The organism is Acidovorax sp. GW821-FHT09B03 (genome assembly GCF_059418305.1).
Genome location: NZ_JBWKPP010000011.1, coordinates 13686 through 36759 on the forward strand (window position 1 = coordinate 13686; position 23074 = coordinate 36759).

24 protein-coding genes are annotated in these 23074 nt (G+C 67.3%); 19 read left to right on the forward strand and 5 right to left on the reverse strand.

Features of this window, described 5'->3' with window-relative positions; all coding sequences use genetic code 11:
* Positions 1–8: 8 nt before the first annotated feature.
* The 9 genes from AC07PA_RS19405 to AC07PA_RS19445 all read left to right on the forward strand — a co-directional run bounded on the left by AC07PA_RS19405 (position 9) and on the right by AC07PA_RS19445 (position 9317).
* Positions 9–962 (forward strand): ADP-ribosylglycohydrolase family protein, encoded by a 954-nt coding sequence (locus tag AC07PA_RS19405; RefSeq protein ID WP_494607243.1) that lies wholly within the window; start codon positions 9–11, stop codon positions 960–962.
* A gap of 163 nt (positions 963–1125) precedes the next feature.
* The gene (locus AC07PA_RS19410; protein ID WP_494607241.1) at positions 1126–2277 is read left to right on the forward strand and encodes a hypothetical protein; all 1152 of its coding nucleotides are present in this window, start codon (positions 1126–1128) and stop codon (positions 2275–2277) included.
* Positions 2278–2398: 121 nt separating this feature from the next.
* Positions 2399–3610, forward strand: coding sequence for an N-methyl-L-tryptophan oxidase (gene solA / locus AC07PA_RS19415; RefSeq protein WP_494607239.1), 1212 nt, complete (start codon positions 2399–2401; stop codon positions 3608–3610).
* Positions 3611–3751: 141 nt separating this feature from the next.
* Positions 3752–4243, forward strand: coding sequence for a rhodanese-like domain-containing protein (locus tag AC07PA_RS19420; protein WP_145699058.1), 492 nt, complete (start codon positions 3752–3754; stop codon positions 4241–4243).
* A 59-nt stretch (positions 4244–4302) separates the two neighbouring features.
* On the forward strand, positions 4303–5238 hold the full coding sequence (epsC, locus tag AC07PA_RS19425) for a serine O-acetyltransferase EpsC (RefSeq protein WP_145699057.1): 936 nt from the start codon (positions 4303–4305) through the stop codon (positions 5236–5238).
* Positions 5235–5507: a helix-turn-helix domain-containing protein gene (locus AC07PA_RS19430; RefSeq protein ID WP_494607236.1), complete on the forward strand. Its 273-nt coding sequence runs from the start codon at positions 5235–5237 to the stop codon at positions 5505–5507. Before epsC ends, AC07PA_RS19430 begins: the two co-directional genes overlap by 4 nt.
* Before the next feature lie 73 nt (positions 5508–5580).
* Complete coding sequence (locus tag AC07PA_RS19435; RefSeq protein WP_007857268.1) at positions 5581–6513, forward strand: family 2A encapsulin nanocompartment shell protein; 933 nt, start codon at positions 5581–5583, stop codon at positions 6511–6513.
* 9 nt (positions 6514–6522) lie between these two features.
* Entirely contained in the window at positions 6523–8583 is a 2061-nt protein-coding gene (locus AC07PA_RS19440; protein WP_494607234.1) for a family 2A encapsulin nanocompartment cargo protein cysteine desulfurase, read from the forward strand.
* A gap of 185 nt (positions 8584–8768) precedes the next feature.
* On the forward strand, positions 8769–9317 hold the full coding sequence (locus tag AC07PA_RS19445) for an NADPH-dependent FMN reductase (protein WP_494607232.1): 549 nt from the start codon (positions 8769–8771) through the stop codon (positions 9315–9317).
* 68 nt (positions 9318–9385) lie between these two features.
* On the opposite strand, the gene AC07PA_RS19450 is transcribed toward AC07PA_RS19445, so the two are convergent.
* Complete coding sequence (locus AC07PA_RS19450; protein ID WP_007857271.1) at positions 9386–10030, reverse strand: FMN-dependent NADH-azoreductase; 645 nt, start codon at positions 10028–10030, stop codon at positions 9386–9388.
* Between the two features lie 125 nt (positions 10031–10155).
* Between AC07PA_RS19450 and AC07PA_RS19455 the strand changes: the two genes are divergently transcribed.
* The 10 genes from AC07PA_RS19455 (at position 10156) to AC07PA_RS19500 (ending at position 19057) form a co-directional block, all read left to right on the forward strand.
* Positions 10156–11103, forward strand: coding sequence for a LysR family transcriptional regulator (locus AC07PA_RS19455; protein WP_494607333.1), 948 nt, complete (start codon positions 10156–10158; stop codon positions 11101–11103).
* A 137-nt stretch (positions 11104–11240) separates the two neighbouring features.
* Complete coding sequence (locus AC07PA_RS19460) at positions 11241–12110, forward strand: HDOD domain-containing protein (protein ID WP_494607229.1); 870 nt, start codon at positions 11241–11243, stop codon at positions 12108–12110.
* Positions 12111–12140: 30 nt separating this feature from the next.
* Positions 12141–12872 (forward strand): AAA family ATPase, encoded by a 732-nt coding sequence (locus tag AC07PA_RS19465; RefSeq protein ID WP_494607227.1) that lies wholly within the window; start codon positions 12141–12143, stop codon positions 12870–12872.
* Positions 12873–12985: 113 nt separating this feature from the next.
* Positions 12986–13627 (forward strand): peroxiredoxin, encoded by a 642-nt coding sequence (locus tag AC07PA_RS19470; protein ID WP_145699050.1) that lies wholly within the window; start codon positions 12986–12988, stop codon positions 13625–13627.
* 76 nt (positions 13628–13703) lie between these two features.
* Positions 13704–14318: an RBBP9/YdeN family alpha/beta hydrolase gene (locus AC07PA_RS19475; RefSeq protein ID WP_494607331.1), complete on the forward strand. Its 615-nt coding sequence runs from the start codon at positions 13704–13706 to the stop codon at positions 14316–14318.
* Between the two features lie 174 nt (positions 14319–14492).
* On the forward strand, positions 14493–15497 hold the full coding sequence (locus AC07PA_RS19480; protein ID WP_007857277.1) for a sulfate ABC transporter substrate-binding protein: 1005 nt from the start codon (positions 14493–14495) through the stop codon (positions 15495–15497).
* A 3-nt stretch (positions 15498–15500) separates the two neighbouring features.
* Complete coding sequence (cysT, locus tag AC07PA_RS19485; protein WP_007857278.1) at positions 15501–16391, forward strand: sulfate ABC transporter permease subunit CysT; 891 nt, start codon at positions 15501–15503, stop codon at positions 16389–16391.
* Positions 16388–17302 (forward strand): sulfate ABC transporter permease subunit CysW, encoded by a 915-nt coding sequence (gene cysW, locus AC07PA_RS19490; protein WP_007857279.1) that lies wholly within the window; start codon positions 16388–16390, stop codon positions 17300–17302. The genes cysT and cysW overlap by 4 nt, the downstream gene beginning before the upstream one ends.
* A 22-nt stretch (positions 17303–17324) precedes the next feature.
* Positions 17325–18449, forward strand: a complete 1125-nt coding sequence (locus AC07PA_RS19495; protein WP_007857280.1) for a sulfate/molybdate ABC transporter ATP-binding protein — start codon at positions 17325–17327, stop codon at positions 18447–18449.
* 71 nt (positions 18450–18520) lie between these two features.
* On the forward strand, positions 18521–19057 hold the full coding sequence (locus AC07PA_RS19500; RefSeq protein ID WP_494607329.1) for a disulfide bond formation protein B: 537 nt from the start codon (positions 18521–18523) through the stop codon (positions 19055–19057).
* A 65-nt stretch (positions 19058–19122) separates the two neighbouring features.
* Here AC07PA_RS19500 and AC07PA_RS19505 read toward each other — a convergent pair whose 3' ends face one another.
* The 4 genes from AC07PA_RS19505 to AC07PA_RS19520 are packed head-to-tail and all read right to left on the reverse strand — an operon-like array spanning position 19123 to position 22985.
* Positions 19123–20094 carry a Bug family tripartite tricarboxylate transporter substrate binding protein gene (locus tag AC07PA_RS19505; protein WP_494607223.1) on the reverse strand — a complete coding sequence of 324 codons (972 nt, stop codon included), beginning with the start codon at positions 20092–20094 and terminating at the stop codon, positions 19123–19125.
* Positions 20095–20140: 46 nt separating this feature from the next.
* On the reverse strand, positions 20141–21148 hold the full coding sequence (locus AC07PA_RS19510) for a Gfo/Idh/MocA family protein (RefSeq protein WP_494607221.1): 1008 nt from the start codon (positions 21146–21148) through the stop codon (positions 20141–20143).
* Positions 21145–22170, reverse strand: coding sequence for a Gfo/Idh/MocA family protein (locus tag AC07PA_RS19515; protein WP_494607219.1), 1026 nt, complete (start codon positions 22168–22170; stop codon positions 21145–21147). The genes AC07PA_RS19510 and AC07PA_RS19515 overlap by 4 nt, the downstream gene beginning before the upstream one ends.
* A complete protein-coding gene (locus tag AC07PA_RS19520; protein WP_494607217.1) occupies positions 22167–22985 on the reverse strand; it encodes an NAD-dependent epimerase/dehydratase family protein in 819 nt (272 codons plus the stop codon). The genes AC07PA_RS19515 and AC07PA_RS19520 overlap by 4 nt, the downstream gene beginning before the upstream one ends.
* Positions 22986–23074: the final 89 nt, after the last annotated feature.

The following is a 23074-nucleotide window of genomic DNA, read 5'->3' on the forward strand; positions in this document are numbered from 1 at the left end:
GAGGACCCATGGCAGCCCATTTCAACAAGGACCTGGAAGGCCGCTACCGCGGCTGTTTCGTCGGCCTGGCCTGCGGCGATGCCGTGGGCACCACGCTGGAGTTCCGCCCGCGTGGCAGCTTCGAACCCATCGCCGACATGGTGGGCGGGGGGCCGTTTGGCCTGGCGCCGGGCCAGTGGACGGACGATACCTCCATGGCCATCTGCCTGGGGCAGAGCCTGCTGCACCGCGGCGGCTTCGATGCCGAAGACCAGATGAACCGCTATGTGCACTGGTGGCGCCGGGGCGATCCCAGCCCGACCGGCACCTGCTTCGACATCGGCATCACCGTGCGCGATGCGCTGTCGCGCTTCATGGCCAACGGCGAGCCGATGGCCGGCTCCACCGATCCCCAGACCGCCGGCAACGGCTCGCTGATGCGGCTGGCGCCCGTCGTGCTGCGCTACTTTCCCGACATGCAGGCGGTTGTGCGCCAGGCGCGGCTCAGCTCGCAGACCACGCACGGCGCGGCCGAGGCCGTGGAGTGCTGCAGCGTGCTGGCGCAGGTGATTGCCCATGCGCTCCAGGGAGATCCGTCGCGGGGCCCGGCCGGCCGCCGGGAGGTGCTGTCCGTGGCGCAGGCGGGCCTGGCCTGCCCGACTGTGCAGACCATTGCGGCAGGCGCCTACCTGGGCAAGCCGCGCGAGGCGATCCGGGGCAGCGGCTACTGCGTGGCCTCGCTGGAGGCGGCCCTGTGGTGCTTTGCCACCACCGGCTCGTTTGCCGATGCCGTGCTGGCCGCCGCCAACCTGGGCGACGACGCCGACACCACGGCCGCCATCACCGGGCAGGTGGCGGGGGCTTTCTACGGCATCGAGGGCATTCCCGCGCACTGGCGCGCCATGCTGTTCATGGGCCAGGAGATCGGCGAGATGGCGGCGGCCCTGCTGCACCGGGCCCGCACGCGCGCCGTGCCGGGATAAGCGGCCACGCCCGCCTGCTTTTCCGTCCATCGCCCGCGCGGCGCCCGGGTACGCTTGAGATGGGGGCCAACGCATGCCCCCGGCGGCCTGCAAGAGGCTGTTTTTGCGGCGTGTTTTTTTATTTTTTGTCCTTGTTTCCTGTCTATTTTTTTGGATGTGTCCCATGCGGTATCTCGCTGTTTTATTGCTGGCTGCGGTGACCCCGTTCGCCCAGGCTGCCAACTTCGTCTCGCTCCACCAGTCGGCGCTCAAGATAGCCCTGCCTCCGGCAGCCGGCTCCTACAACTACAAGTTCGATACCAGGATCGGCTTCAAGCAGCAGTACGCGCCGACAGGTGTCACGGGCTGCGCCATTGGCTACACCACAGGCGGTTGCGCCTTTCCGGGCGGCGGCTCCCTGGCTCTGCCCGAGTTCACCGGCTACCAGCTGCAGAACAAGGAATTCAAGATCTTCATCCCCGCAGGCACGCGCTCGTTCATGTTCTCGGGCTATGCGCCCCAGCGCACGCAATCGGCCTTTGCGCTGCGCTATGGCTCGGCACCGGTGCGCGAGGCGGCCCTGAGTGGCGCGGAGTACCAGGCCGCGCAGACCGGTGAGCGCATCGACAGCGCGTTCTCGCGCCTGGTCAACGAGCGCAGTGAACAACTCGTGGTGCACGACGGGGGCGGCACCCTGCGCTTCGTGGGCGGCCAGCTCGACGCCAAGCGGGGCAGCACCAAGGAAGGCAACTGGCTCTACGTGCGCCAGCTCAGCGGCAGCCCGCTGTACGACGTGCAGGGCGCCATCGACCTGGACATGGCCCAGTATGCGGCCGGGTACGCCAAGATCGTCTGGACCACCAGCGCCTACCCCGACCCGGTGGACGCACCGAGCGCGGGCGGCGGCACCGGCACGGTCACCCCGCCAGACAATGCGACGACCCTGCCGGTCCCGGCCACGGTGTCCACCTCGGTGGTGTCCGCTGCCGGCCAGCCGCTGCGGCTCGATATCACCCTGGCGCAGGCGACATCCGACGTGGCTGCCAGCCCGAAGATCAGCACCTGGGTTGCGGCACTCATTCCGGCCAACGGCCAGTCGTTCCAGGCGGATACCTGGTTCTTCCGCCTGGCCAACGGCAGCTGGGCCAGCCAGGTGCCGGCGGACCTGGAGGGCATCGCTTTCGCCAGCCAGGTGGGCAACGCCGCCAGCCTCAAGTTCACGCCTTCGCTGGACTTCACCGAGGCCGAGCTGCGCGCATTCAACGTGCAGGTCCACTTCGGCTACAAGACCGGCACCGGCAGCTTCGTGAGCAAGGGCAAGGTCTGGCCGCAGTGAGGGGCGTTCGCCGCTGAAGGGCGGGGCGGGTTTGTTTCGGCATGAGCTCATGCGAAATGCGGCGTTGGAAGAGAGCGGCCTGGCCGTTAAGCTGGCGCTTTGCCTCTTCGCCTGAGCCTGCATGCCCCATCATTTCGACACCATCGTCATCGGCCTCGGGGCCGTAGGCTCCGCCACCCTCTACCAATTGGCCCGGCGTGGGGCGAATGTGCTCGGGCTGGACCAGTTCCAGCCGCCGCACAGCCTGGGTTCCTCGCATGGCCAGACCCGCATCACGCGGCTGGCCGTGGGGGAGGGCGACGAATACGTGCCCCTGGTGCGCCGCTCGCACGAGATCTGGCACGAGCTGGAGGCCGCCACCGGCCAGTCCATCTACACCCGCACCCACGGCCTGGTGCTCGGGCCGCGCGATGGCGCGCCGCTGCACCAGGGGCGCCGCCTCGACTTCGTGCACAACACCATCGAGATCGCGCGCCGCCATGGCATAGACCACGAGGTGCTGGACCATGCCGACCTGCGCCGGCGCTACCCGCAGTTCCAGCTCAACGACAACGAGTTCGCCTACTGGGAGCGCGACGCCGGCTTCGTGCGGCCCGAGGCCGCCATCAGCGCCCAGCTGCAGCAGGCCCAGGTACATGGCGCCACGGTGCAGACAGGGGTGCGCGTGACCGGCCTCGCGCGTGAAGGCGGACATGTGCGCGTGGAAACCACCCAAGGCAACTACAGCGCCGGGCAGGTGGTGCTGGCGGCCGGCCCGTGGCTCCCGGGCCTGCTGGGCCAGGAGCTGCGGCATGCCTGGGCGCCCCAACTGGCGGTGTACCGCCAGGTGATGTTCTGGTTCGACGTGGGGGCCGCCACGCCCGCCTTCGGGCCCGGCGCCTTCCCGGTCTTCATCTGGACCTTCCGCGATGGGTCGGACGATTCGATCTACGGCTTTCCCACCGCGGATGCAGAGGCGCCGGCCTTCAAGGTGGCCACCGCACAGTACCTTGAGACCACCACGCCCGATACGGTGGACAGGGTCGTGGCCGACGCCGAGCGGGATTCCATGCTCCAGCGCCATGTGCTGCCGCGCTTTCAGGCCCCAGGCGCCCGCTGCACGGACGCGCGGGCCTGCCTGTACACAGTGACCCCGGACCACGGCTTCGTCATCGACCGCCTGCCCGGCTGGCCGGGCGTGCACGTGGCCTCGGCCTGTTCGGGCCATGGCTTCAAGCACTCGGCCGCCGTGGGGGAGGCCCTGGCGCAGCAGGTGCTCGATCTGCCGGAGCGCCTGGACCTGCGGCCCTTTGGGCACGCCTTGCGCGGCCTGGCGGCTGCAGGACTTGCCTGATCAACTCCAAGGATGTTTTGGTTTTATAGAAACCAATTTTTATTCTTTTGGGTTTTATGGGAAGGGTTTTAGAGTGGACCCATGTTCACAGCAGCTCCGCCCATGAGGGCTGCGACCACCCTCGTTTCAAGGACCCCTGCCATGTCTTCATCTGCCATCCAGGATACCCAGGACGCTGTGCTCGCACAGGAATTGGAATCTGCCCGCTCGGTCGCATTGGCGTCCGGCCTGCCCTATGCGGGCGGCGTTTCGCCCACCGTGGCGTGGAAACTCGTCCTGGCTGGCGACGCCGTGCTGGTGGACGTGCGCTCGGCCGAAGAGTTGAAGTTCGTCGGCCAGGTGCCCGACAGCCTGCACGTGCCTTGGGCCACGGGCACCGCGCTGCAGCGCAACCCGCGCTTCGTGCGCGAGCTGGAAGCCCGCCTGGCCAGCCACGGCGGCAAGGAGGCCACGGCGCTGCTGCTGTGCCGCAGCGGCAAGCGCTCGGCCCTGGCGGCCGAGGCGGCGGCCAAGGCCGGCTTCACCCACGTCTTCAACGTGCTCGAAGGCTTTGAGGGCGAGATCGACCAGCGCCAGCAGCGCGGCGGCTCCGATGGCTGGCGCTTCCACGGCCTGCCCTGGGTCCAGGACTGAAGAACCGACTGCCCGCGGCCAACCCCCTCACGACTGAACCACTGCTCTCTCTTCTTCCCATGGCCGTCTTCAACATCGAACCCATCGTGCAGTCGCTGCACGCCGTGCGCCGCGACTGGCGCAGCCTGCAAAAGCGCTCCCAGGAGCCAGGCGGGCGCGAGTTCCCATCGCGTGACGCGCTGGCCGACATTGTCGACAAGCTCAAGGGCGTGCTGTTTCCCATGCGCCTGGGCCCACCCGACCTGCGCCAGGAGAGCGAGGACTTCTACGTCGGCCACACGCTGGACGCCGCCTTGCATTCGCTGCTGGCACAGATCCGGCTGGAGCTGCGCTACGTGCTGCGCCACCAGCCGGTGGAAGAGCAGAACATCGAAAAGCGCGCCGTGCAGGCGGCCCGCAGCTTCGCCACCTCGCTGCCCGACATCCGCAGCCTGCTCGACAGCGACGTGCTGGCCGCCTACCACGGCGATCCGGCCGCGCGCAGCGTGGACGAGGTGCTGCTGTGCTACCCCGGCATCCTGGCCATGATCCACCACCGCCTGGCGCACCGCCTGTACCAGCTGGAGCTGCCGCTGCTGGCGCGCATCGTGGCTGAGCAGGCGCATGCGCAGACCGGCATCGACATCCACCCCGGCGCGCAGATCGGCGCGGGCTTCTTCATCGACCATGGCACGGGCGTCGTGATCGGCGAGACGGCGGTGATCGGCGAGCGCGTGCGTGTCTACCAGGCCGTCACGCTGGGCGCCAAGCGCTTTCCCACCGACGAGGAAGGGCACCTGCAAAAGGGCCTGCCACGCCACCCGGTGGTGGAAGACGATGTGGTGATCTACGCCGGTGCCACGGTGCTCGGCCGGGTCACGCTGGGCAAGGGCGCCACCATCGGCGGCAATGTCTGGATCACGCACGACGTGCCCGCAGGCGGCAATGTGACGCAGGCCCTGTCGCGCCACAACGGGCACCACGAGGGCGAAAAACCCGGGGTGGGCGTGGCATGAGCGAGGTGCTGGTACGCAGTTTCGGCACCGCCGTGCGGCGCCTGCGCGAGGCGCGCGGCTGGTCGCAGGAGCAACTGGCCGGGCACGCCGACCTCAACCGCTCCTATGTGGGCGAGATCGAGCGCGGCACGGCAATCGCCTCGCTGGTCACCATCGACAAGCTCTCACAGGCCTTCGGCGTGCGCAGCGCCACGCTGCTCGGGCACTGCGACGCATTGAGCGATGCGAATGCGCTCAAAGGCACGCGATTGGCGGCTATAGCATGTTGAAGCACTGAGGCCACCGGCGGAAACTGGCTGGGAGTTTTTCTCTCATCCCACCTTTTCTGATACGGAGCCTCACATGACGGCAACAGTGGGCGGCACGACCGCCCTGGGCGACAACGCAGCACGGCAACTTGCCAACGCGACCAAGACCACCGCACAACTCTCGACCATCTCGCCGCGCTGGCTCACGCACCTGCTGCAGTGGGTGCCGGTGGAGGCAGGCATCTACCGCCTCAACCAGGTCAAGAACCCCGAACTGATCAAGGTCACTTGCACCGCCCGCGAGGAAGAGAACCAGCTGCCGCGCACCTTCGTGGACTACGAAGAGAACCCGCGCGAGTTCTTCCTGAACGCCGTGAGCACCGTGCTCGACGTGCACACCCGCATCTCCGACCTCTACAGCAGCCCGCACGACCAGATCAAGGAACAGCTGCGCCTGACGATCGAGACGATCAAGGAGAACCAGGAGAGCGAGCTCATCAACAACCCCGACTACGGCCTGCTGGCCCAGGTGACGGATGAGCAGCGCGTGTTCCCGCTCACGGGCGCACCCACGCCGGACGACCTCGATGAGCTGCTCACCAAGGTCTGGAAGGAGCCTGCCTTCTTCCTGGCCCACCCGCTGGCGATCGCCGCCTTCGGCCGCGAAGCCACGCGCCGCGGCACGCCGCCACCCACGGTGAGCCTGTTCGGCTCGCAGTTCATCACCTGGCGCGGCATTCCGCTGATCCCTTCGGACAAGGTGCCCGTGGCCGACGGCAAGAGCAAGATCTTGCTGCTGCGCGTGGGCGACAAGCGCCAGGGCGTGGTCGGCCTGTTCCAGCCCGGCCTGCCGGGCGAGCAGAGCCCGGGGCTGTCGGTGCGCTTCATGGGCATCAACAACCATGCCATCGCGTCCTACCTGATCTCGCTGTACTGCTCGCTGGCCGTGCTCACGCCCGATGCGCTGGCCGTGCTGGACGACGTGGAGATCAACAAGTACCACGACTACCCCGACACCTACAAGTAAAGCGGCCGCGTGGTGACCATTCCATCCTCCCTTCCTGCCAGCGTGCCCGCCACGCTGCAGCCGCCGATCGATCCGGCGCTGCTGGCCGGGCTGGCGACGGCCCTGTTCGCGGCCCGGCCCGGCGAAGAGCCGCGCTTTGCCGGGCCGGCTGCAGGCCTGCCGTCCACGCCACCGGGCTCGCTGCCCGGGGCGGGGCAGGGCACGCCCTGGCCGCCTGGCGTGCAGGCGCCCGTCAACATCGCACCCGCCGGCTCGCCGCTGGTGAGCCCGGCGGGCTTTGGCCCCGGCGTGCCCGGTACGCCCATTCCGCAAGGGCTGGTGCCGGGTGCCAACCTGGTGCCGGCATCGCCCACGCCGCTGGCCTCGCTGGCGCACCGTGCGCCGGCGCTGCTGCCGCATGCGGTGGCCGGCAATGGCGTGCCCGACTCGGTGGTCAGCACCTTGCCGGCCTACGAGCCGCGCTTTGGCAGCGGCGTGCTGGGTGTGCCAGAGGCAGCGCCCGCCCAGGCCGCTCCTGCGGTGGCGCAGGGCGCTTCGCCGTACTACTTTCTCGGTGAGCGCCACGGCCACCCCCTGGCGGCCGACCGCCTGCCCCAGGTGACCCCGCCCGACGGACATGGCGCCGCACCTGGCGGGCTCGATGCCCTGGCGCGGCTGCCTTTTGCCGCACCCGAGGTGCCGCGCGTGGGCTCGCCCACGGCCGGCACCGGCGTGCCCAGCACGGTGCCATCGACCGAACCGCGCTTTTACTTTGCCGACGCGGTGGTGCTGCCCGGCGGCTACACCACGCCCGGCCATGCCCCGGCTGCCGGCAGCGTCCCCCAGGCCGACCGCAGCGCCCACCCGGCGTTCGACGTGCATGCGGTGCGCCGAGACTTCCCGGTGCTGCAGGAGCGTGTGAACGGCCGCCAGCTCGTCTGGTTCGACAACGCGGCCACCACGCACAAGCCGCAGTCGGTCATCGACCGCATCAGCTACTTCTACGCGCACGAGAACTCCAACATCCACCGCGCAGCACACGAGCTGGCAGCACGCGCCACGGACGCCTATGAGGGCGCACGCCAGCGCGTGCAGCGCTTCATCAACGCGCCCGATGTGAACGAGGTGATCTTCGTGCGCGGCACCACCGAGGCCATCAACCTGGTGGCCAAGAGCTGGGGCGCGCAGCATGTGGGCGAGGGCGACGAGATCATCGTCAGCAACCTCGAGCACCATGCCAACATCGTGCCCTGGCAACAACTGGCCGCCGCCAAGGGCGCGCGCCTGCGCGTGATCCCGGTGGACGACTCGGGCCAGGTGCTGCTCGATGAGTACCAGAAGCTCCTGAACGACCGCACCAAGATCGTCGCTGTCACCCAGGTCTCCAACGCCCTGGGCACGGTGGTGCCCGTCAAGGAGATCGTGGCCCTGGCCAAGCGGGCCGGCGCCACGACCCTGGTCGACGGCGCGCAGTCGGTCTCGCACATGCGGGTGGACGTGCAGGACCTGGGGGCCGACTTCTTCGTGTTCTCGGGCCACAAGGTCTTCGGGCCCACCGGCATCGGCGTGGTCTGGGGCAGGCGTGCGGTGCTCGAAGACATGCCGCCCTGGCAGGGCGGCGGCAACATGATTGCCGACGTGACCTTCGAGAAGACGGTGTTCCAGCCCATCCCGAACAAGTTCGAGGCGGGCACCGGCAACATCGCCGACGCCGTGGGCCTGGGCGCCGCCATCGACTACGTGAACCGCGTGGGCATCGAGAACATCGCGCGTTATGAGCACGAGCTGCTGGTCTACGGCATGCGCCACCTGGGTGCCATCCGCGGCGTGCGGCTCATCGGCACGGCCGACGACAAGGCCAGCGTGATGTCCTTCGTGCTCGCGGGCTACACCACGGAAGAGGTGGGCAAGGCGCTGAACGAGGAGGGCATCGCCGTGCGCACCGGCCACCACTGCGCCCAGCCCATCCTGCGCCGCTTCGGCGTGGAGACCACGGTGCGGCCTTCGCTGGCGTTCTACAACACCTTCGACGAGATCGACCGTCTGGTCACGGTGGTGCAGCGCCTGGCAGGGCAGCGCCGGGCGGGATGACGCCGGCCGCCAGCCCTGGCGAACTTCCCGGCGCAATCCGCTATACAAAATATAGCAATTGCGCCGGGTGAGCAGGCCATGGCGTCACGGTCTGTGGCTATCATGGCGAGTGCTTCGCGCAGCAGGGCCTGGAGACCATTCCTGCAGCGCCTTTCTCCGTGTCGTCCCCTTCACAAGGAGTTTCCATGAGCAATGTCCAGATCGCCGTCATCGTCGGCAGCCTTCGCAAGGATTCGTTCAACCGCAAGCTGGCCACCGCCATCGAGCGGCTGGCCCCTGCCGACTTCCAGTTCACGCAGCTGCGCATCGACGACCTGCCCCTGTACAACCAGGACGACGACGGCCAGCAGGCCGCCTCGGTGCTGCGCCTCAAGAGCGAGGTCAAGGCCGCCCAGGGCCTGCTGTTCGTGACGCCCGAGTACAACCGCTCCATCCCCGGCGTGCTCAAGAACGCGCTGGACCATGCCTCGCGCCCCTACGGCCAGAGTGCCTGGGGCGGCAAGCCCGCGGGCGTGATCGGTGCCTCGGTGGGCGCCATCGGTACCGCGCTGGCCCAGCAGCACCTGCGCAACGTGCTGGCCTACCTCGACGTGCCCACCCTGGGGCAGCCCGAGGGCTTCATCCACGCCAAGGAAGGTTTGTTCGACGCCGACGGCAACGTGGGCGAGGGCAGCAAGAAGTTCCTGCAAAGCTGGGTCGATGCGTATGCCGCATGGGTCAAAAAGCACATCTGAGTTTCTGACCGCACCAAGCAAAACGCCGCCCGATGGGCGGCGTTTTGCTGGGCTGACCAGAAACTGGATCAGGCCACTTGTGCGATCTGTGGCTGGTTGGCCGGCACGCTGGCGTGGGCCTGGATGTCCTTGTCGGCGCTGGCGATGGCCAGGGCCTTGGCGTCAGGGCCCATGCCCACGCCTTCGGCACGCACGAAGCGCACGTCGGTGATGCCGAAGAAGCCGAACACTACCTTGAGGTAGCTTTCCTGGTGTTCCATGGCCTGGCCACCTTCGCTGGTGGAGTACACACCGCCGCGGGTCGAGGCCACGATCACGGTCTTGCCACCGGCCAGGCCCACGGGGCCCTTGTCGGTGTACTTGAAGGTGCGGCCAGCCTGGGCGATGCGGTCAATCCAGGCCTTGAGCTGGCTGGGGATGGTGAAGTTGTACAGCGGGGCGCCGATCACGATCACGTCGGAGGCCAGGAACTGGCTTACCAGGGCTTCGGACAGGGCGTTTTCCTGGCGCTGCACTTCGGTCGCGGCGGCCTGGCCGGTGCGAAAGCCCAGGGCATCGGCGCCCAGGTGGGCCGGGGCCTGTACGGCCAGGTCCAGGTGCTGCACCGCGGTGTTGGGGTGGCCGGCCTTCCAGGCGGCGACGATGCGCTTCGTGAGTTCGCGGGAAACGGATTGTTCGCCGGTGATGGCCGAGTCGATGTGAAGCAGTTGCATGAGTGGATCTCCTGTGGGTGGTAGCCACAGCGTGTGGCCATGGGATGAATTGTGGAGACGCACTCAATTGTTGATAAGGTGTTGAACTTGCGATAGATTGTCCTATCAGTAGAACGATGTACTTTATGCAAGACCTCAACGACATGCTGTATTTTGCGGAGGTGGTCGAGCGCGGTGGCTTTGCCGCCGCCGGCCGCGCCCTGGGCATCCCCAAATCGCGCCTCTCGCGCCGCGTGTCTGACCTGGAGGCGCAGCTGGGCGTGCGCCTGCTGCAGCGCACCACGCGCAAGCTCTCGCTGACCGAGGTGGGCGAGGCCTACCTGCGCCATTGCCAGGCCATGCGCGAGTCGGCACAGGCCGCCGCCGACACGGTGGCCCAGGTGCAGACCGTGCCGCGTGGCACCGTGCGCGTGAGCTGCCCGGTGACGCTGGCGCAGACGGTGCTGGCCGAGATGATGCCGCCCTTCCTGGCGCGCTACCCCGAGGTGCGGGTGGACATGATGGTCAGCAACCGGGCGGTGAACGTGGTGGAGGAGGGCATCGACGTGGCCCTGCGCGTGCGCCCCACGCTGGAGGACAGCGGCAGCATGGTGGTCAAGCGGCTGGACATGACCAGCCAGATCCTCGTGGCCAGCCCCGACCTGCTGATACGCCAGGGCACGCCCAGCACGCTGGAAGACCTCTCGCGCATGGACAGCGTGGCCATGTCGGCCCCCGACGGCCGTGCCACCTGGAACCTGATGGGCCCGGGCGGCGCGCACCAGGTCGTGCACCACACGCCGCGCTACGTGGCCGACGACCTGCTGACCCTGAAGTTCGCGGTGCTGGCCGGCATCGGCATGGGCTGGATGCCCGACTACATGTGCCACGAGGAGATGCGCGAGCGTCGCCTGGTGCGCGTGCTGCCCGAGTGGGTGCCGCCTCCGGCCATCGTGCACGCGGTGTTCCCCTCGCGGCGCGGCCTGTCGCCCGCCGTGCGCGCCTTCCTGGATTACCTGGGCGATGCCATGCCCGGGCGCAACAGCCTGGCCACGCGCGATGGCGGGGCCGGGCTGGACGGGGCGGGCATCTAGTGTCAATACGCCGTGCGGTGAAGGCCGCTCTGGCCTGAGGTCACTTCGCCCCGCGCGTTTTCAGGCCACAATGCAACCAGTTGCAACTGACCGGATTGCCTGCGTGCCACCCCTGCGCAGGTACCCCGGGGCGCGCCGTGAAAAACCCCCACCCTATTGATACCGACCTCCAGAAGGCCCGCACCCACCCCTCCGTGCGGGCCATCGTGATCCCGCCGTGCCCGGAGTCGCTGCTGCGCCTGCAGCAGATCGTGGCCGCACCCGAGCTCGATTCGGGCGCGCTGGAACAGCTGGCCTCGTCCGACGTGGCCCTGGCGGCCGCCCTGATCCGCCAGGCCAACAGCCCGCTGTTCGGCCTGGCCCAGCCGGTGCAGACCATCGGCATGGCGCTCACCGTGCTCGGGCTCAACCCGGCGGTGGAATTGCTTTCGGCCTTCATCACGCGCAATGCGCTCATGGTGCGCTCGCCGCTGCTCGAGCATTTCTGGGAAAGCTCGCAGCGCCGCGCCATTGCCTGCGAGCACATCGGCCGCCAGCTGTACAGCTTCGACCCCGGCCTGGGCTACAGCTTCGGCCTGTTCTGCCACGTGGGCATGCCGGTGCTGGTCAAGGCCGTGCGCGGCTATGGCTCCACCGTGACCGAAGCCCTGGCCCGCAAGGACCGCACCTTCACCCAGACCGAAAACGCCAACCACCACACCGACCACGCGGTGATGGGCGCCCTGGTGGCGCGCACCTGGCACCTGCCCGGCGACGTGGCCCAGGCCATCTGGCTGCACCACGACTTCACCAGCCTGGGCGACGAGCGTTTCAACCCCACGGTGCGCCACCTGGTGGCCCTGGGCCTGCTGGCCGAGTACCTGGTGAACCACCACGACGGCCTGCAGCCCACGCGCGACTGGCTGCAGCACGGCCAGGCCTGCATGGACCACCTGGCGGTGTCGGAAGAGGAGCTGGACCACTGGGTGGACGAGTTGCACCCCGCCTTCGAGGCTGTGCGCTTCTGATCCCCTCCCTGGCCGTTAGCATGGCACCCCATGCTGCCCGCCAAACCCTATCTGCAAAGCGTCTGCATCCGCCCCGATGCCGAGGTGGATTTCGGCCGATATCCCTACAACATCCCCGCCATCCGGGAGATGGGGCGGATGGAATTCCACCCGGACGTGACCTTTCTGGTGGGGGAAAACGGCTCGGGCAAGTCCACTCTGCTGGAGGGCATTGCCCTGGCCCTGGGGTACAGCCCGGAGGGCGGCACACGCAACTTCAGCCTGTCTTCTGCGGGTTCGGAATCCTCCCTGCATGAAGTGCTGCGGCTGGCGCGCAGCTTTCGCCAGCCCAAGGATGGGTATTTCCTGCGGGCCGAGAGCTTTTTCAATGTGGCCACCTACATGGACGAAGTGGGCTACCTGGACGGCTATGGCGGCAAGTCGCTGCATGCACGCTCGCATGGCGAGGCTTTCATGGCGCTGCTCACGCACAAGTTCGAGGGCAAGGGCCTGTACCTGCTCGACGAGCCCGAAGCGGCCCTGTCGCCCAACCGCCAGCTGGCAGCGCTCTCGGCCATCCACCAGCTGGTGGAGGACAAATCGCAGTTCATCATCGCCACGCACTCGCCCATCCTGCTGTCCTACCCGCACGCGAAGATCATCCTGTTCGACGGTACAGGCCTATCCGAAGTGGCCTATGAGGACACGGAACACTATGCGGTGACGCACGATTTCCTCAACAACTACCGGGCACGACTGGACCGCCTGTTGGACCAGGACTGAGCTTTTTGGCGCCTTGATAGACGTTTTTGCGATTAAGTCAGAACAATATATTCGTTTGGGTTTTAAAGCGCGGCTCGCAGAATGGCTTCATCAGACATTGACGGAGCACATCCATGGCCACCTTGCGACTCGGCGACACCGCCCCCGACTTCACCCAGGAATCCACCGCCGGCCCCATCCATTTCCATGAATGGGCAGGCGATTCGTGGGTGGTGCTGTTCTCGCACCCCGCCGATTTCACCCCCGTCTGCACCACCGAGCTGGGCAAGACGGCGGCCCTGGCCACCGAATTTGCCAAGCGCAAGGTCAAGCCCATCGCCGTGAGCGTGGACCCCGTGGATTCGCACAACCGCTGGGTGGGCGACATCAACGAAACGCAGAACACCACCGTCAACTTCCCCATCCTGGCCGATGCGGACAAGAAGGTGGCCGACCTGTACGACATGATCCACCCCAACGCCTCGACCACGGTCACGGTGCGCAGCGTGTTCATCATCGACCCCAAGAAGGCCATCCGCACCACCTTCACCTACCCCGCCAGCACGGGCCGCAATTTCGACGAGATCCTGCGCGTGATCGACTCGCTGCAGCTGACCGACAGCCACAAGGTGGCCACGCCCGCCAACTGGAAGGACGGCGACGACGTGATCATCGTGCCCAGCCTGCAGGACCCGGCCGAGATCGCCCAGCGCTTCCCCAAGGGCTTCAAGGCCGTGCGCCCCTACCTGCGCATCACACCGCAGCCCAACAAGTAAGCCAGCCATCAAGCCAGGCGGTGGCCTGCGGCGCGTGCCCCTGCTGCAACCAGCAGGGCAGGGCGCTGCCGGGGCCATGCCGGGCGGTACCAACGTGAACCCCACTTCCATCATCATCGTCCCCGGCTGGCGCGACTCCGGCCCCGGCCACTGGCAGAGCCTGTGGGCCGAGCGGCTGCCCAACGCGCGCCGCGTGGTGCAGGACGACTGGATCACCCCTACCCGCAACGCCTGGGTCGGCACGCTCGAAAAGACCGTGCTGGCCGCGCCCCATCCGGTGGTGATCGTGGCGCACAGCCTGGGCTGCATCGCCACCACCCACCTCGGGCCCGAGGCGGCGGCCCGCATCCAGGGCGCGCTGCTGGTGGCCCCGGCAGACCCGGAGCGCCGCGCCATCCTCAACGACTTTGCGCCGGTGCCCTACGCACAACTGCCTTACCGCAGCGTGGTGGTGGCCAGCAGCAACGACCCCTATTGCCCGATCCGCCTGGCCGGAGCCTACGCCCGTGCCTGGGGCAGCGAGTTCGTGCGCATGCAGCAGGCCGGCCACATCAATGTGGAATCGGGCCATGGCGAATGGCCCCTGGGCTGGGCGCTGCTGCAGTCGCTGACGGGCGAGCAGGCCGGCGCCGGTGTTGCGCCATCCGCCGCATCGCCCGCACCGGCACCTGCCTGGCAGGCCTCGGCCTGAGCGCATCCGCGCCCGCACCTGGCTGCCGGCGTCGCAGGCCGGTGCTGCCAATGCGACTACATCTTGTTTCTTTATTCCAAAATCCGATTAATTAACAAGAATGTATTCTTTTGAGTTTTAAGGCGCTGTGCGCACAATGTGGCATCTTCCGCTTTTCCTTACGGGCTACGCCACATGACTTCTTTGAAACTCAAGACTCTCCTGGCCACTCTGGCATTGACCGCGAGCGGTATGGCGCTGGCCCAGGACTCGTTGCTCAACGTGTCGTACGACGTGGCCCGTGAGTTCTACAAGGACTACAACGCCGCGTTCTCGGCACACTACAAGAAGACCACCGGCAAGGACGTGAAGATCGACCAGTCGCACGCCGGCTCCAGCGCCCAGGCGCGCGCCGTGAACGACGGCCTGGCGGCCGACGTGGTCACCATGAACACGACCACCGACGTGCAGTTCCTCGCCGACAGTGGCGTGGTGGCCAAGGACTGGGCCAAGAAATTCCCGCACGACGCATCGCCCACCACCTCGACCATGCTGTTCCTGGTGCGCAACGGCAACCCCAAGGGCATCAAGGACTGGGACGACCTGATCAAGCCCGGCGTGCAGGTCATCGTGGTCAACCCCAAGACCGGCGGCAACGGCCGCTATGCCTACCTGGCTGCCTGGGGCGCCGTGCGCGAAAAGGGCGGCACCGAGGCACAGGCCGCCGAGTTCGTGGGCAAGCTTTACAAGAACGTGCCCATCCTGGCCAAGGGTGGCCGTGACGCCACCGCCACCTTCCTGCAGCGCAACCAGGGCGATGTGCTGATCACCTTCGAATCCGAAGTGGTCTCCATCGACCGCGAGTTCGGCGCCGGCAAGGTCGATGCGATCTACCCGTCGGTCAGCGTGGTGGCCGAGAACCCCGTGGCCGTGGTCGAGCGCACCGTGGCCAAGAAGGGCACGGCCGCACTGGCAAAGGCCTACCTGGACTACCTGTACTCCGAAGAAGCCCAGGAGATCGCGGCCAAGCACGCCATCCGTCCGCGCTCGGAAACCGTGCTCAAGAAGTACGCCGACACCTTCAAGCCCTTGAAGCAGTTCACCGTGGCCAAGTACTTCGGTTCGCTCAGCGATGCCCAGAAGGTGCACTTCAACGACGGCGGCCAGTTCGACAAGCTCTACACGCCTGGCGCCAAGTAAACCATGACCGCTGCGACCTCTGTGGCCGCGCGGGGTGCCCTACAGGCCCCTGCGCCGGCCGGCCGGCGTGCGTCCAAACGGGTGCTGCCCGGCTTTGGCCTGACGCTGGGCTACACGCTGTTCTACTTGAGCATCATCGTGCTGATCCCGCTGTCGGCACTGATCTTCAAGACCTTCACCCTCACCTGGGACCAGTTCTGGGCGGCCATCAGCGCGCCGCGCGTGGTCGCCTCGTACCGGCTGACCTTCGGCGCCTCGTTCCTGGCGGCCATCGTCAACCTGTTCTTCGGCCTGCTCATCGCCTGGGTGCTGGTGCGCTACAAGTTCCCCGGCAAGAAGATCGTCGATGCGCTGGTGGACCTGCCGTTCGCGCTGCCCACCGCTGTGGCCGGCATCTCGCTGACGGCGCTTCTGGCCAGCAACGGCTGGGTCGGGCAGTACCTGGAGCCGCTGGGCATCCAGCTGGCCTTCAAGCCTGCGGGCATCGTGATCGCGCTGATCTTCATCGGCCTGCCCTTCGTGGTGCGCACGGTGCAGCCGGTGCTCGAAGACGCCGAAAAAGAGCTCGAGGAAGCCGCCACCTGCCTGGGCGCCACGCGCTGGCAGACCTTCACCAAGGTCATCCTGCCCTCCATCACCCCTGCGCTGCTCACCGGCTTTGCCATGGCGTTCGCGCGGGCCGTGGGGGAGTACGGCTCGGTGATCTTCATCGCCGGCAACATGCCCATGGTTTCTGAAATCACGCCGCTGATCATCATCGGCAAGCTCGAGCAGTACGACTATGCCGGCGCCACCGCCGTGGCCGTGGTCATGCTGGTGATCTCGTTCATCCTGCTGCTGGTCATCAACGCGCTGCAGGCCTGGCAGCGCCGTCACGCAGGAGCACCCGCATGAGTGGCAACAACTCCCGCACGGTGCGCCGTGCGCGCGCCGGCACGACCGAGGCGCCCTGGGTGCGCTACACGCTGATCACCGTGGCACTGACCTTCATGCTGCTGTTCCTGGTGCTGCCGCTGGCCGCGGTGTTCGCCGAGGCGCTGCGCAAGGGCTTTGGCGCCTACCTCGATGGCCTGCGCGAGCCCGATGCCTGGTCGGCCATCAAGCTCACGCTGATCACCGCACTCATCGCCGTGCCGCTGAACCTGGTGTTCGGCGTGGCGGCGGCGTGGTGCATCGCCAAGTACGAGTTCAAGGGCAAGGCCTTTTTGACCACGCTGGTGGACCTGCCGTTCTCGGTGTCGCCCGTGGTGGCCGGCCTGGTCTACGTGCTGATGTTCGGCGCGCAGGGCTGGTTCGGCCCCTGGCTGCAGGCGCACGACATCAAGATCATCTTTGCCGTGCCCGGCATCGTGCTGGCCACCGTGTTCGTGACCTTCCCCTTCATCGCGCGCGAGCTGATCCCGCTGATGCAGGCCCAGGGCAACGACGAGGAGCAGGCCGCCATCGTGCTCGGCGCCACCGGCTGGCAGACCTTCTGGTACGTCACGCTGCCCAACATCAAGTGGGGCCTGCTGTACGGGGTGATCCTGTGCAATGCGCGCGCCATGGGCGAGTTCGGTGCGGTGTCGGTGGTCTCGGGCCACATCCGCGGCCAGACCAACACCATCCCGCTGCACGTTGAAATCCTCTACAACGAATACCAGTCGGTCGCCGCCTTTGCCGCCGCCTCGCTGCTGGCGCTGCTGGCCCTGGTCACCCTGGTCATCAAGTCGATTGCCGAATGGCGCAACGAGCAGGACATGAAGGCCGCGGCCGAATTGCCGCCCGAGCGCCCCGCGCCCGCCGTGGCACCGTCCACGCGCTGAAGCAAGCAAGAAAGCACACACCATGAGTATCGAAATTCGCAACGTCAGCAAGCAGTTCGGCGACTTCCATGCGCTGCGCGACGTGAGCCTGGACATCGCCTCGGGCGAGCTGATCGCACTGCTCGGCCCCTCGGGCTGCGGCAAGACCACGCTCTTGCGCATCATCGCCGGCCTGGAGACGGCCGACGTGGGCACCATCCACTTCTCGGGCGAGGACACCACCGACGTGCACGTGCGCGAGCGCAACGTGGGCTTCGTGTTCCAGCACTACGCGCTGTTCCGCCACATGACCGTGTTCGAGAACGTGGCGTTCGGCCTGCGCGTCAAGCCGCGTGGCGAGCGCCCGAGCGAGGCCCAGATCAAGAAGAAGGTCACCGACCTGCTCAAGCTGGTGCAGCTCGACTGGCTGGCCGAGCGCTACCCCTCGCAGCTGTCGGGCGGCCAGCGCCAGCGCATCGCGCTGGCCCGTGCCCTGGCGGTGGAGCCCAAGGTGCTGCTGCTCGACGAGCCCTTTGGCGCCCTCGACGCCAAGGTGCGCAAGGAACTGCGCCGCTGGCTGCGCCGCCTGCACGATGAACTGCATGTGACCAGCATCTTTGTGACCCACGACCAGGAAGAAGCCCTCGAAGTGGCCGACCGCGTGGTCGTGATCAACCAGGGCCGCATCGAGCAGAGCGGCTCGCCCCAGCAGGTCTGGGACCACCCGGCCAGCCCCTTCGTCTACGGCTTCCTGGGCGACGTGAACCTCTTCCAGGGCCGCGCCCATGAGGGCCTGGTGCACCTCGACGGCATGCAGCTCGATGCCCCCGAGCACGCCGACGCGCAGGACACCAAGGCCTTTGCCTATGTGCGCCCGCACGACCTCGATGTGCAGCGCTACTCGCCGGGCGTGGGCGTCGATGCGGCGGGTCGCCCGACCGGCATCGTGGCGCAGCTGAGCCGTGCCATCGTGGTCGGCCCGATCGCGCGGCTGGAACTTATTCCGTCCGACGATCACAAACCAGCGGACAATTCGAATCCCGAGACGCTGATCGAGGCACAGATCCCCGCGCAGCAGTTCAAGGAGATGGGTTTCAAGGAGGGTGAGACGCTGGTGGTGACACCACGCCGCGCCAAGGTTTTTCTGGACCACGCCGCCAACATCTGACGCTTGCCGCCCCATGCCCTGTGCGGGCCGGCGCAAGCCGGACGCCGGGGCATTAGGGGATGACAAGAATGATGGTGTTCAACTGGATCGACAACGCGCCGCGCCGCCTGCTTGCGCTGATCAGCTTTGCCTGCGTGGCCATGCTTGCATTCGGCATGTATTTGCAGCATGTGGTGGGGCTGGAGCCGTGCCCCATGTGCATCGTGCAGCGCTACGCACTGATCGGTGTGGCCATCTTCACCGGCCTGGCCGCCGCACGCGACTCGCGCGGCTGGTGGATGTCGCTGGCCGGCATCGCCGTGCTCATCGCCGGCTTCGGCGCCTTCGTGGCCGCACGCCAGAGCTGGCTGCAGTGGTACCCGCCCGAGGTCGCCACCTGCGGGCGCGACTTCTACGGCATGATCGAAAACTACCCCATCAGCCGCGCCATCCCCATGATCTTCCGCGGCTCGGGCGACTGCGCGGCCATCGACTGGACCTTTCTGGGCGGCTCCATCGCCAACTGGTCGTTCATCTGCTTCGTGGGCTTTGGCCTGGTGATGCTGGTGCTGCTGGCGCGCCACCTCAAGGGCGGCCGCCGCGGTGGCACGGGCTACTCGATGGCATAAACGCCACCGACCCACTATGCAAAAAGGCGCTCCTCTGAGCGCCTTTTGCTTTTTGGGGGCGGGTCTTACTCCGCCTTGATCCCCGCGTCTTCGATCACCTTCTTCCAGCGCGCCGCCTCGCTTCGGGCATAGGCCATGGCCTCTTCGGGCGTGCCGCCTGCGGGCTTGATGCTCAGCTCGGCCAGCTTGTCGGTGGTCTGCTTTTCCTTGAGCACCGCGTTCAGCGAGGCATTGAGCTTGGCCACCACATCCTTGGGCGTGCCGGCAGGGGCCAGCAGCGTGTACCAGACCACCAGCTCGAAGTCCTTGACGCCCTGTTCCGAGGCCGTGGGCAGGTCGGGGAACATGGGCGAGCGCTGCTGCGTGGTGATGGCCAGGTTGCGCAGCTTGCCCGACTTGACCAGCGGCATGGCCTCGGGTGCCAGGATCAGCATGAACTGCACCTGCCCGGCCATGACATCCTGCACGGCCGGTGCGCCGCCCTTGTAGGGCACGTGCAGGGCCTCGACTCCGGCGGCGCGCTTGAAGAGCTCGGTGGCCAGGTGGTTGGGCGTGCCGTTGCCGGGCGAGGCATAGCTCTTGTCCGGGTTGGCCTTGAGGTAGCGCTGGAACTCCGGCAGGGTGTTGGCGGGCACGCCAGGGTTCACCACGATCATGGCCGGCACATCGGCCACGCGGCCAATGGCCGTCAGCTCCTTGGTCGCATCGAACGACAGCTTGGGAAACAGCGTCGGGTTGATGGCCTGGGTGGTCATGGTCGACAGCAGCAGGGTGTAGCCGTCGGCCGGCGCCTTGGCCACCAGGCCTGCACCCACGGCCTCGGCGGCACCGGGCTTGTTGTCCACCACCACGGACTGGCCCAGGTTCTCGGACAGGCGCTGCCCGATGAAGCGGGCCAGCACGTCGGTGGTGCCGCCGGGCGCATAGGGCACGACGATCTTGACGGGCTTGGTCGGAAAGTCGGCGCCGTGCGCGGGCAGGGTGGCTGCGCACAGTGCCGTCAGGGCCAGTGCGATCTGGTGGAACACTTTCTTCATGGCTTTTGTCTCCTTGTGGTAATTGCTTTACTTGGCTCGGCTTGCTTCAGGCGGCTTGTCCCTGCCGCACGATCTGGTCGATGAGCCGGTGCGTGGCCAGGGCCTCGGCACCCGTCACCGTGGGCGCCCGGCCATCGGCCACGGCGCCAAAGAAGTCCCGGTGCAGGGCGATGTGTGCATCGGGCGAGAAGTCCATGATCGAATCGCCGCTGCCCGATTTCGCCTCGCCTTCCACGGTCTCCGAACGCCCGTCGTGGTACTGCACGCGCAGGTTCCCACCCTCCAGCGTGGCCGTGGCATGGCGACACACCAGCTCCAGCACCTCGGCCCGGCCCGGGTACATGGCCGTGGTGGCCACCAGCACACCCGGCGCGCCATTGCCCAGGGTGAGCAGGGCGCTGGCAAAGTCTTCGGTCTCCATCTCGTGGATGGCTGTGGTCGCAATCTGCGAGGCCACCACGGCGCGCACGCCCACCAGGCTGCGGAACAGGTCGATCGCATGGATGGCCTGGGTCAGCAGCACGCCACCGCCATCGCGCGCCAGCGTGCCGCGCCCGGCCTTGGCGTAGTAGCCCTCTTGCGAGCGCCACCAGGGCACCTGCAGCACGGCGCTCTGCACGGCACCCAGCGTGCTCGCATCCAGCATTTGCTTGAGGCGCTGCGCCCCCGGCCGAAAGCGGTGCTGCAGCACCACGCCCAGCTGCACACCACGGGCCGCTGCCACGCCCACCAGTTCTTCGGCCCGGGCCAGGGTCACATCGAGTGGCTTTTCCACCAGCGTGTGCTTGCCGGCTGCGAGCGCGGCCGAGGCGATCTCCAGGTGGGTATAGGCCGGCGTCGCCACGATGACCGCCTCGACCAGCGGGTCGCCCAGGATCTCCTGCAGATCGCCCGTCACCCGGGTGCTCGGCGGCACCGCCGCCCGGGCCTTGTCGGGGTTGCTGCGGGCCAGCGCCCAGCGCAGGTCCACGCTGTCCGCCAGCGTGGCCAGACTCTGCAGGTGCGGCTCGGAGCCCGGGCCCACGCCCAGGAGTGCAATGCCCAGCTTCTTCATGGAGTGGTGCTCCCTGATGTAGCCAGTGCATCCGCTTCCAGCGCCAGCCGGCTCACGGCAAACACATGCTCCTGCGGCACGGCCTTGTCCGTGCGGTTCTGTACATCGGCCACCAGATCGCGGAAGAAGGTGATGGGCTCCCGGCTGCAGTCGATGTGCCGCGTGCCCTTGCGGTCGCACAGAAACAGGTGCTCGCCGCCGGCGCGGCCCTCGATGTCCACGTACTTGCGGATCTCGATGGAGCCCTCGGTGCCCCCGATGAACAGGCGGCCATCGCCCCAGGTGGGCAGCCCATCCGGCGTGAACCAGTCCACGCGGATATAGCCACGCGCCGTGTTGTCGCGTGAGGCCAGCGCGATCTCGCCAAAGTCCTGAAAACTCACGGGCGTGGCCTGCCCGATGTGCGAGTGCACGGCATGGGCCACCGTGGCATCGGTCGAGCCGGTGAGCACCAGGAACTGGTCGATCTGGTGTGAAGCAATGTCCACCAGGATGCCGCCGTAATAAGCCTTGTCGAAGAACCAGGCCGGCCGGGTGGCCGCGTTCAACCGGTGCGGTCCCATGCTCAGGGTGTGGAACACCTTGCCCAGCGCGCCGTCCTGCACCAGCTTTTGGGCCATGGCCACTGAGGGCACGATGTGCCGCTCGGAAAAGCAGATCGCAAAGATGCGCCCGGTCTCGCGCACGGCGGCCTGCACCGCTGCCAGTTGCGCAAAGCTGGTCACGCCCGGCTTGTCGGTCAGCACGTCCTTGCCGCGCCGCATCGCATCGACGGCCAGCTCTGCGCGTCGTACTGGCACATCGGCCGTGACGATCAGCTGGATGGAGTCGTCATCGAGCAGCGCCTCTGCCGACTCCACGGCCTTCAGGCCGGGAAAGCGCGACTGCACGCCCTGCAGCACCAGCGGGTCGGCGTGCAAGGTGGCATAGCCGGCGCAGGTTGCGCCCGCGTCCAGCAGGCCCTGGATGAGGTGGTAGATATGGCGGTGTTCGATGCCCACCACGCCAAAGCGGATCGTCATTGGGGCACCTCGGGCAGGGTTTCAAAAGGACCGCGGACCACGAAGGACCCGCCTTGGTAGCGCGCCTCCGGCGAGCCGGGCAGGGCGGCCGGCAGCGCGCTGGCGCCCTCGAACGCTGCGGACGTATCGCGTGGCTCGAAGCCCAGGCGCGCCGCCTTCGCATTGCTCCACCACACCGACGGGTTGGCCGACATGCCGTAGGCGATCAAATGACCGACCTCGGGCGCCAGCAGCGACCGGCCGACCAACGCTTCAAGGTCGCCAAAGCTCAGCCAGGTCGACAGCATGCGCTGGTCCTTGGGCGCGGCATAGGCGCTGCCGATGCGCAGGCACACGGTCTCGATGCCATAGCGGTCGAAATAAAAACGCGACAGGTCCTCGCCAAACGCCTTGGAGATGCCGTAGTACCCATCGGGCCTGCGCTCGCAATCGGTCTCCAGGTGCTCGTCCTGCCGGTGGAAGCCCACCACATGGTTCGAGCTGGCAAACACGACGCGCTTCACGCCATGCCGGCGGGCGCCTTCGTAGAGGTGGAAGGTGCCCCGGATATTCGACTCGATGATTTCCTCGAACGGCCGCTCCACCGAAATGCCGCCCAGGTGCACGATGGCATCGCAGCCCGCCACCAGCGCATCGGTGCCCGCCTTGTCGGCCAGGTCGCAGACGACGACCTCGTCACTGCCTGACGCCTCCATCGGCTGGATATCTGAAACGCGCAGGACCGAGGCATGGCCCCGCATGGCCGGCCGCAGAACGCGGCCGAGCGCGCCGGCTGCGCCCGTCAAAAGCAGGCGCTTGAAAGGACGTGAACTCAATGTTGTCTCCGTGTTCTTGTGTGACCTGCAGCGCAGTGTTCACCCGTCCACGAGAAACGTCCATTCCCAATTTCGTTCAACTCCATACC

Bases quoted from the DNA above. Each gene is read 5' to 3' on its own strand.
- AC07PA_RS19480 (WP_007857277.1), top strand. From the start codon at position 14,493: ATGACTTCTTTGAAACTCAAGACTCTCCTGGCCACTCTGGCATTGACC.
- AC07PA_RS19495 (WP_007857280.1), top strand. From the start codon at position 17,325: ATGAGTATCGAAATTCGCAACGTCAGCAAGCAGTTCGGCGACTTCCAT.
- AC07PA_RS19435 (WP_007857268.1), top strand. From the start codon at position 5,581: ATGACGGCAACAGTGGGCGGCACGACCGCCCTGGGCGACAACGCAGCA.
- AC07PA_RS19515 (WP_494607219.1), bottom strand. From the start codon at position 22,170: ATGACGATCCGCTTTGGCGTGGTGGGCATCGAACACCGCCATATCTAC.
- AC07PA_RS19465 (WP_494607227.1), top strand. From the start codon at position 12,141: ATGCTGCCCGCCAAACCCTATCTGCAAAGCGTCTGCATCCGCCCCGAT.
- AC07PA_RS19410 (WP_494607241.1), top strand. From the start codon at position 1,126: ATGCGGTATCTCGCTGTTTTATTGCTGGCTGCGGTGACCCCGTTCGCC.
- AC07PA_RS19445 (WP_494607232.1), top strand. From the start codon at position 8,769: ATGAGCAATGTCCAGATCGCCGTCATCGTCGGCAGCCTTCGCAAGGAT.
- AC07PA_RS19430 (WP_494607236.1), top strand. From the start codon at position 5,235: ATGAGCGAGGTGCTGGTACGCAGTTTCGGCACCGCCGTGCGGCGCCTG.
- AC07PA_RS19500 (WP_494607329.1), top strand. From the start codon at position 18,521: ATGGTGTTCAACTGGATCGACAACGCGCCGCGCCGCCTGCTTGCGCTG.
- AC07PA_RS19405 (WP_494607243.1), top strand. From the start codon at position 9: ATGGCAGCCCATTTCAACAAGGACCTGGAAGGCCGCTACCGCGGCTGT.
- epsC (WP_145699057.1), top strand. From the start codon at position 4,303: ATGGCCGTCTTCAACATCGAACCCATCGTGCAGTCGCTGCACGCCGTG.
- AC07PA_RS19510 (WP_494607221.1), bottom strand. From the start codon at position 21,148: ATGAAGAAGCTGGGCATTGCACTCCTGGGCGTGGGCCCGGGCTCCGAG.
- AC07PA_RS19450 (WP_007857271.1), bottom strand. From the start codon at position 10,030: ATGCAACTGCTTCACATCGACTCGGCCATCACCGGCGAACAATCCGTT.
- solA (WP_494607239.1), top strand. From the start codon at position 2,399: ATGCCCCATCATTTCGACACCATCGTCATCGGCCTCGGGGCCGTAGGC.
- AC07PA_RS19470 (WP_145699050.1), top strand. From the start codon at position 12,986: ATGGCCACCTTGCGACTCGGCGACACCGCCCCCGACTTCACCCAGGAA.
- AC07PA_RS19505 (WP_494607223.1), bottom strand. From the start codon at position 20,094: ATGAAGAAAGTGTTCCACCAGATCGCACTGGCCCTGACGGCACTGTGC.
- AC07PA_RS19475 (WP_494607331.1), top strand. From the start codon at position 13,704: ATGCCGGGCGGTACCAACGTGAACCCCACTTCCATCATCATCGTCCCC.
- AC07PA_RS19455 (WP_494607333.1), top strand. From the start codon at position 10,156: ATGCAAGACCTCAACGACATGCTGTATTTTGCGGAGGTGGTCGAGCGC.
- AC07PA_RS19420 (WP_145699058.1), top strand. From the start codon at position 3,752: ATGTCTTCATCTGCCATCCAGGATACCCAGGACGCTGTGCTCGCACAG.
- cysT (WP_007857278.1), top strand. From the start codon at position 15,501: ATGACCGCTGCGACCTCTGTGGCCGCGCGGGGTGCCCTACAGGCCCCT.
- cysW (WP_007857279.1), top strand. From the start codon at position 16,388: ATGAGTGGCAACAACTCCCGCACGGTGCGCCGTGCGCGCGCCGGCACG.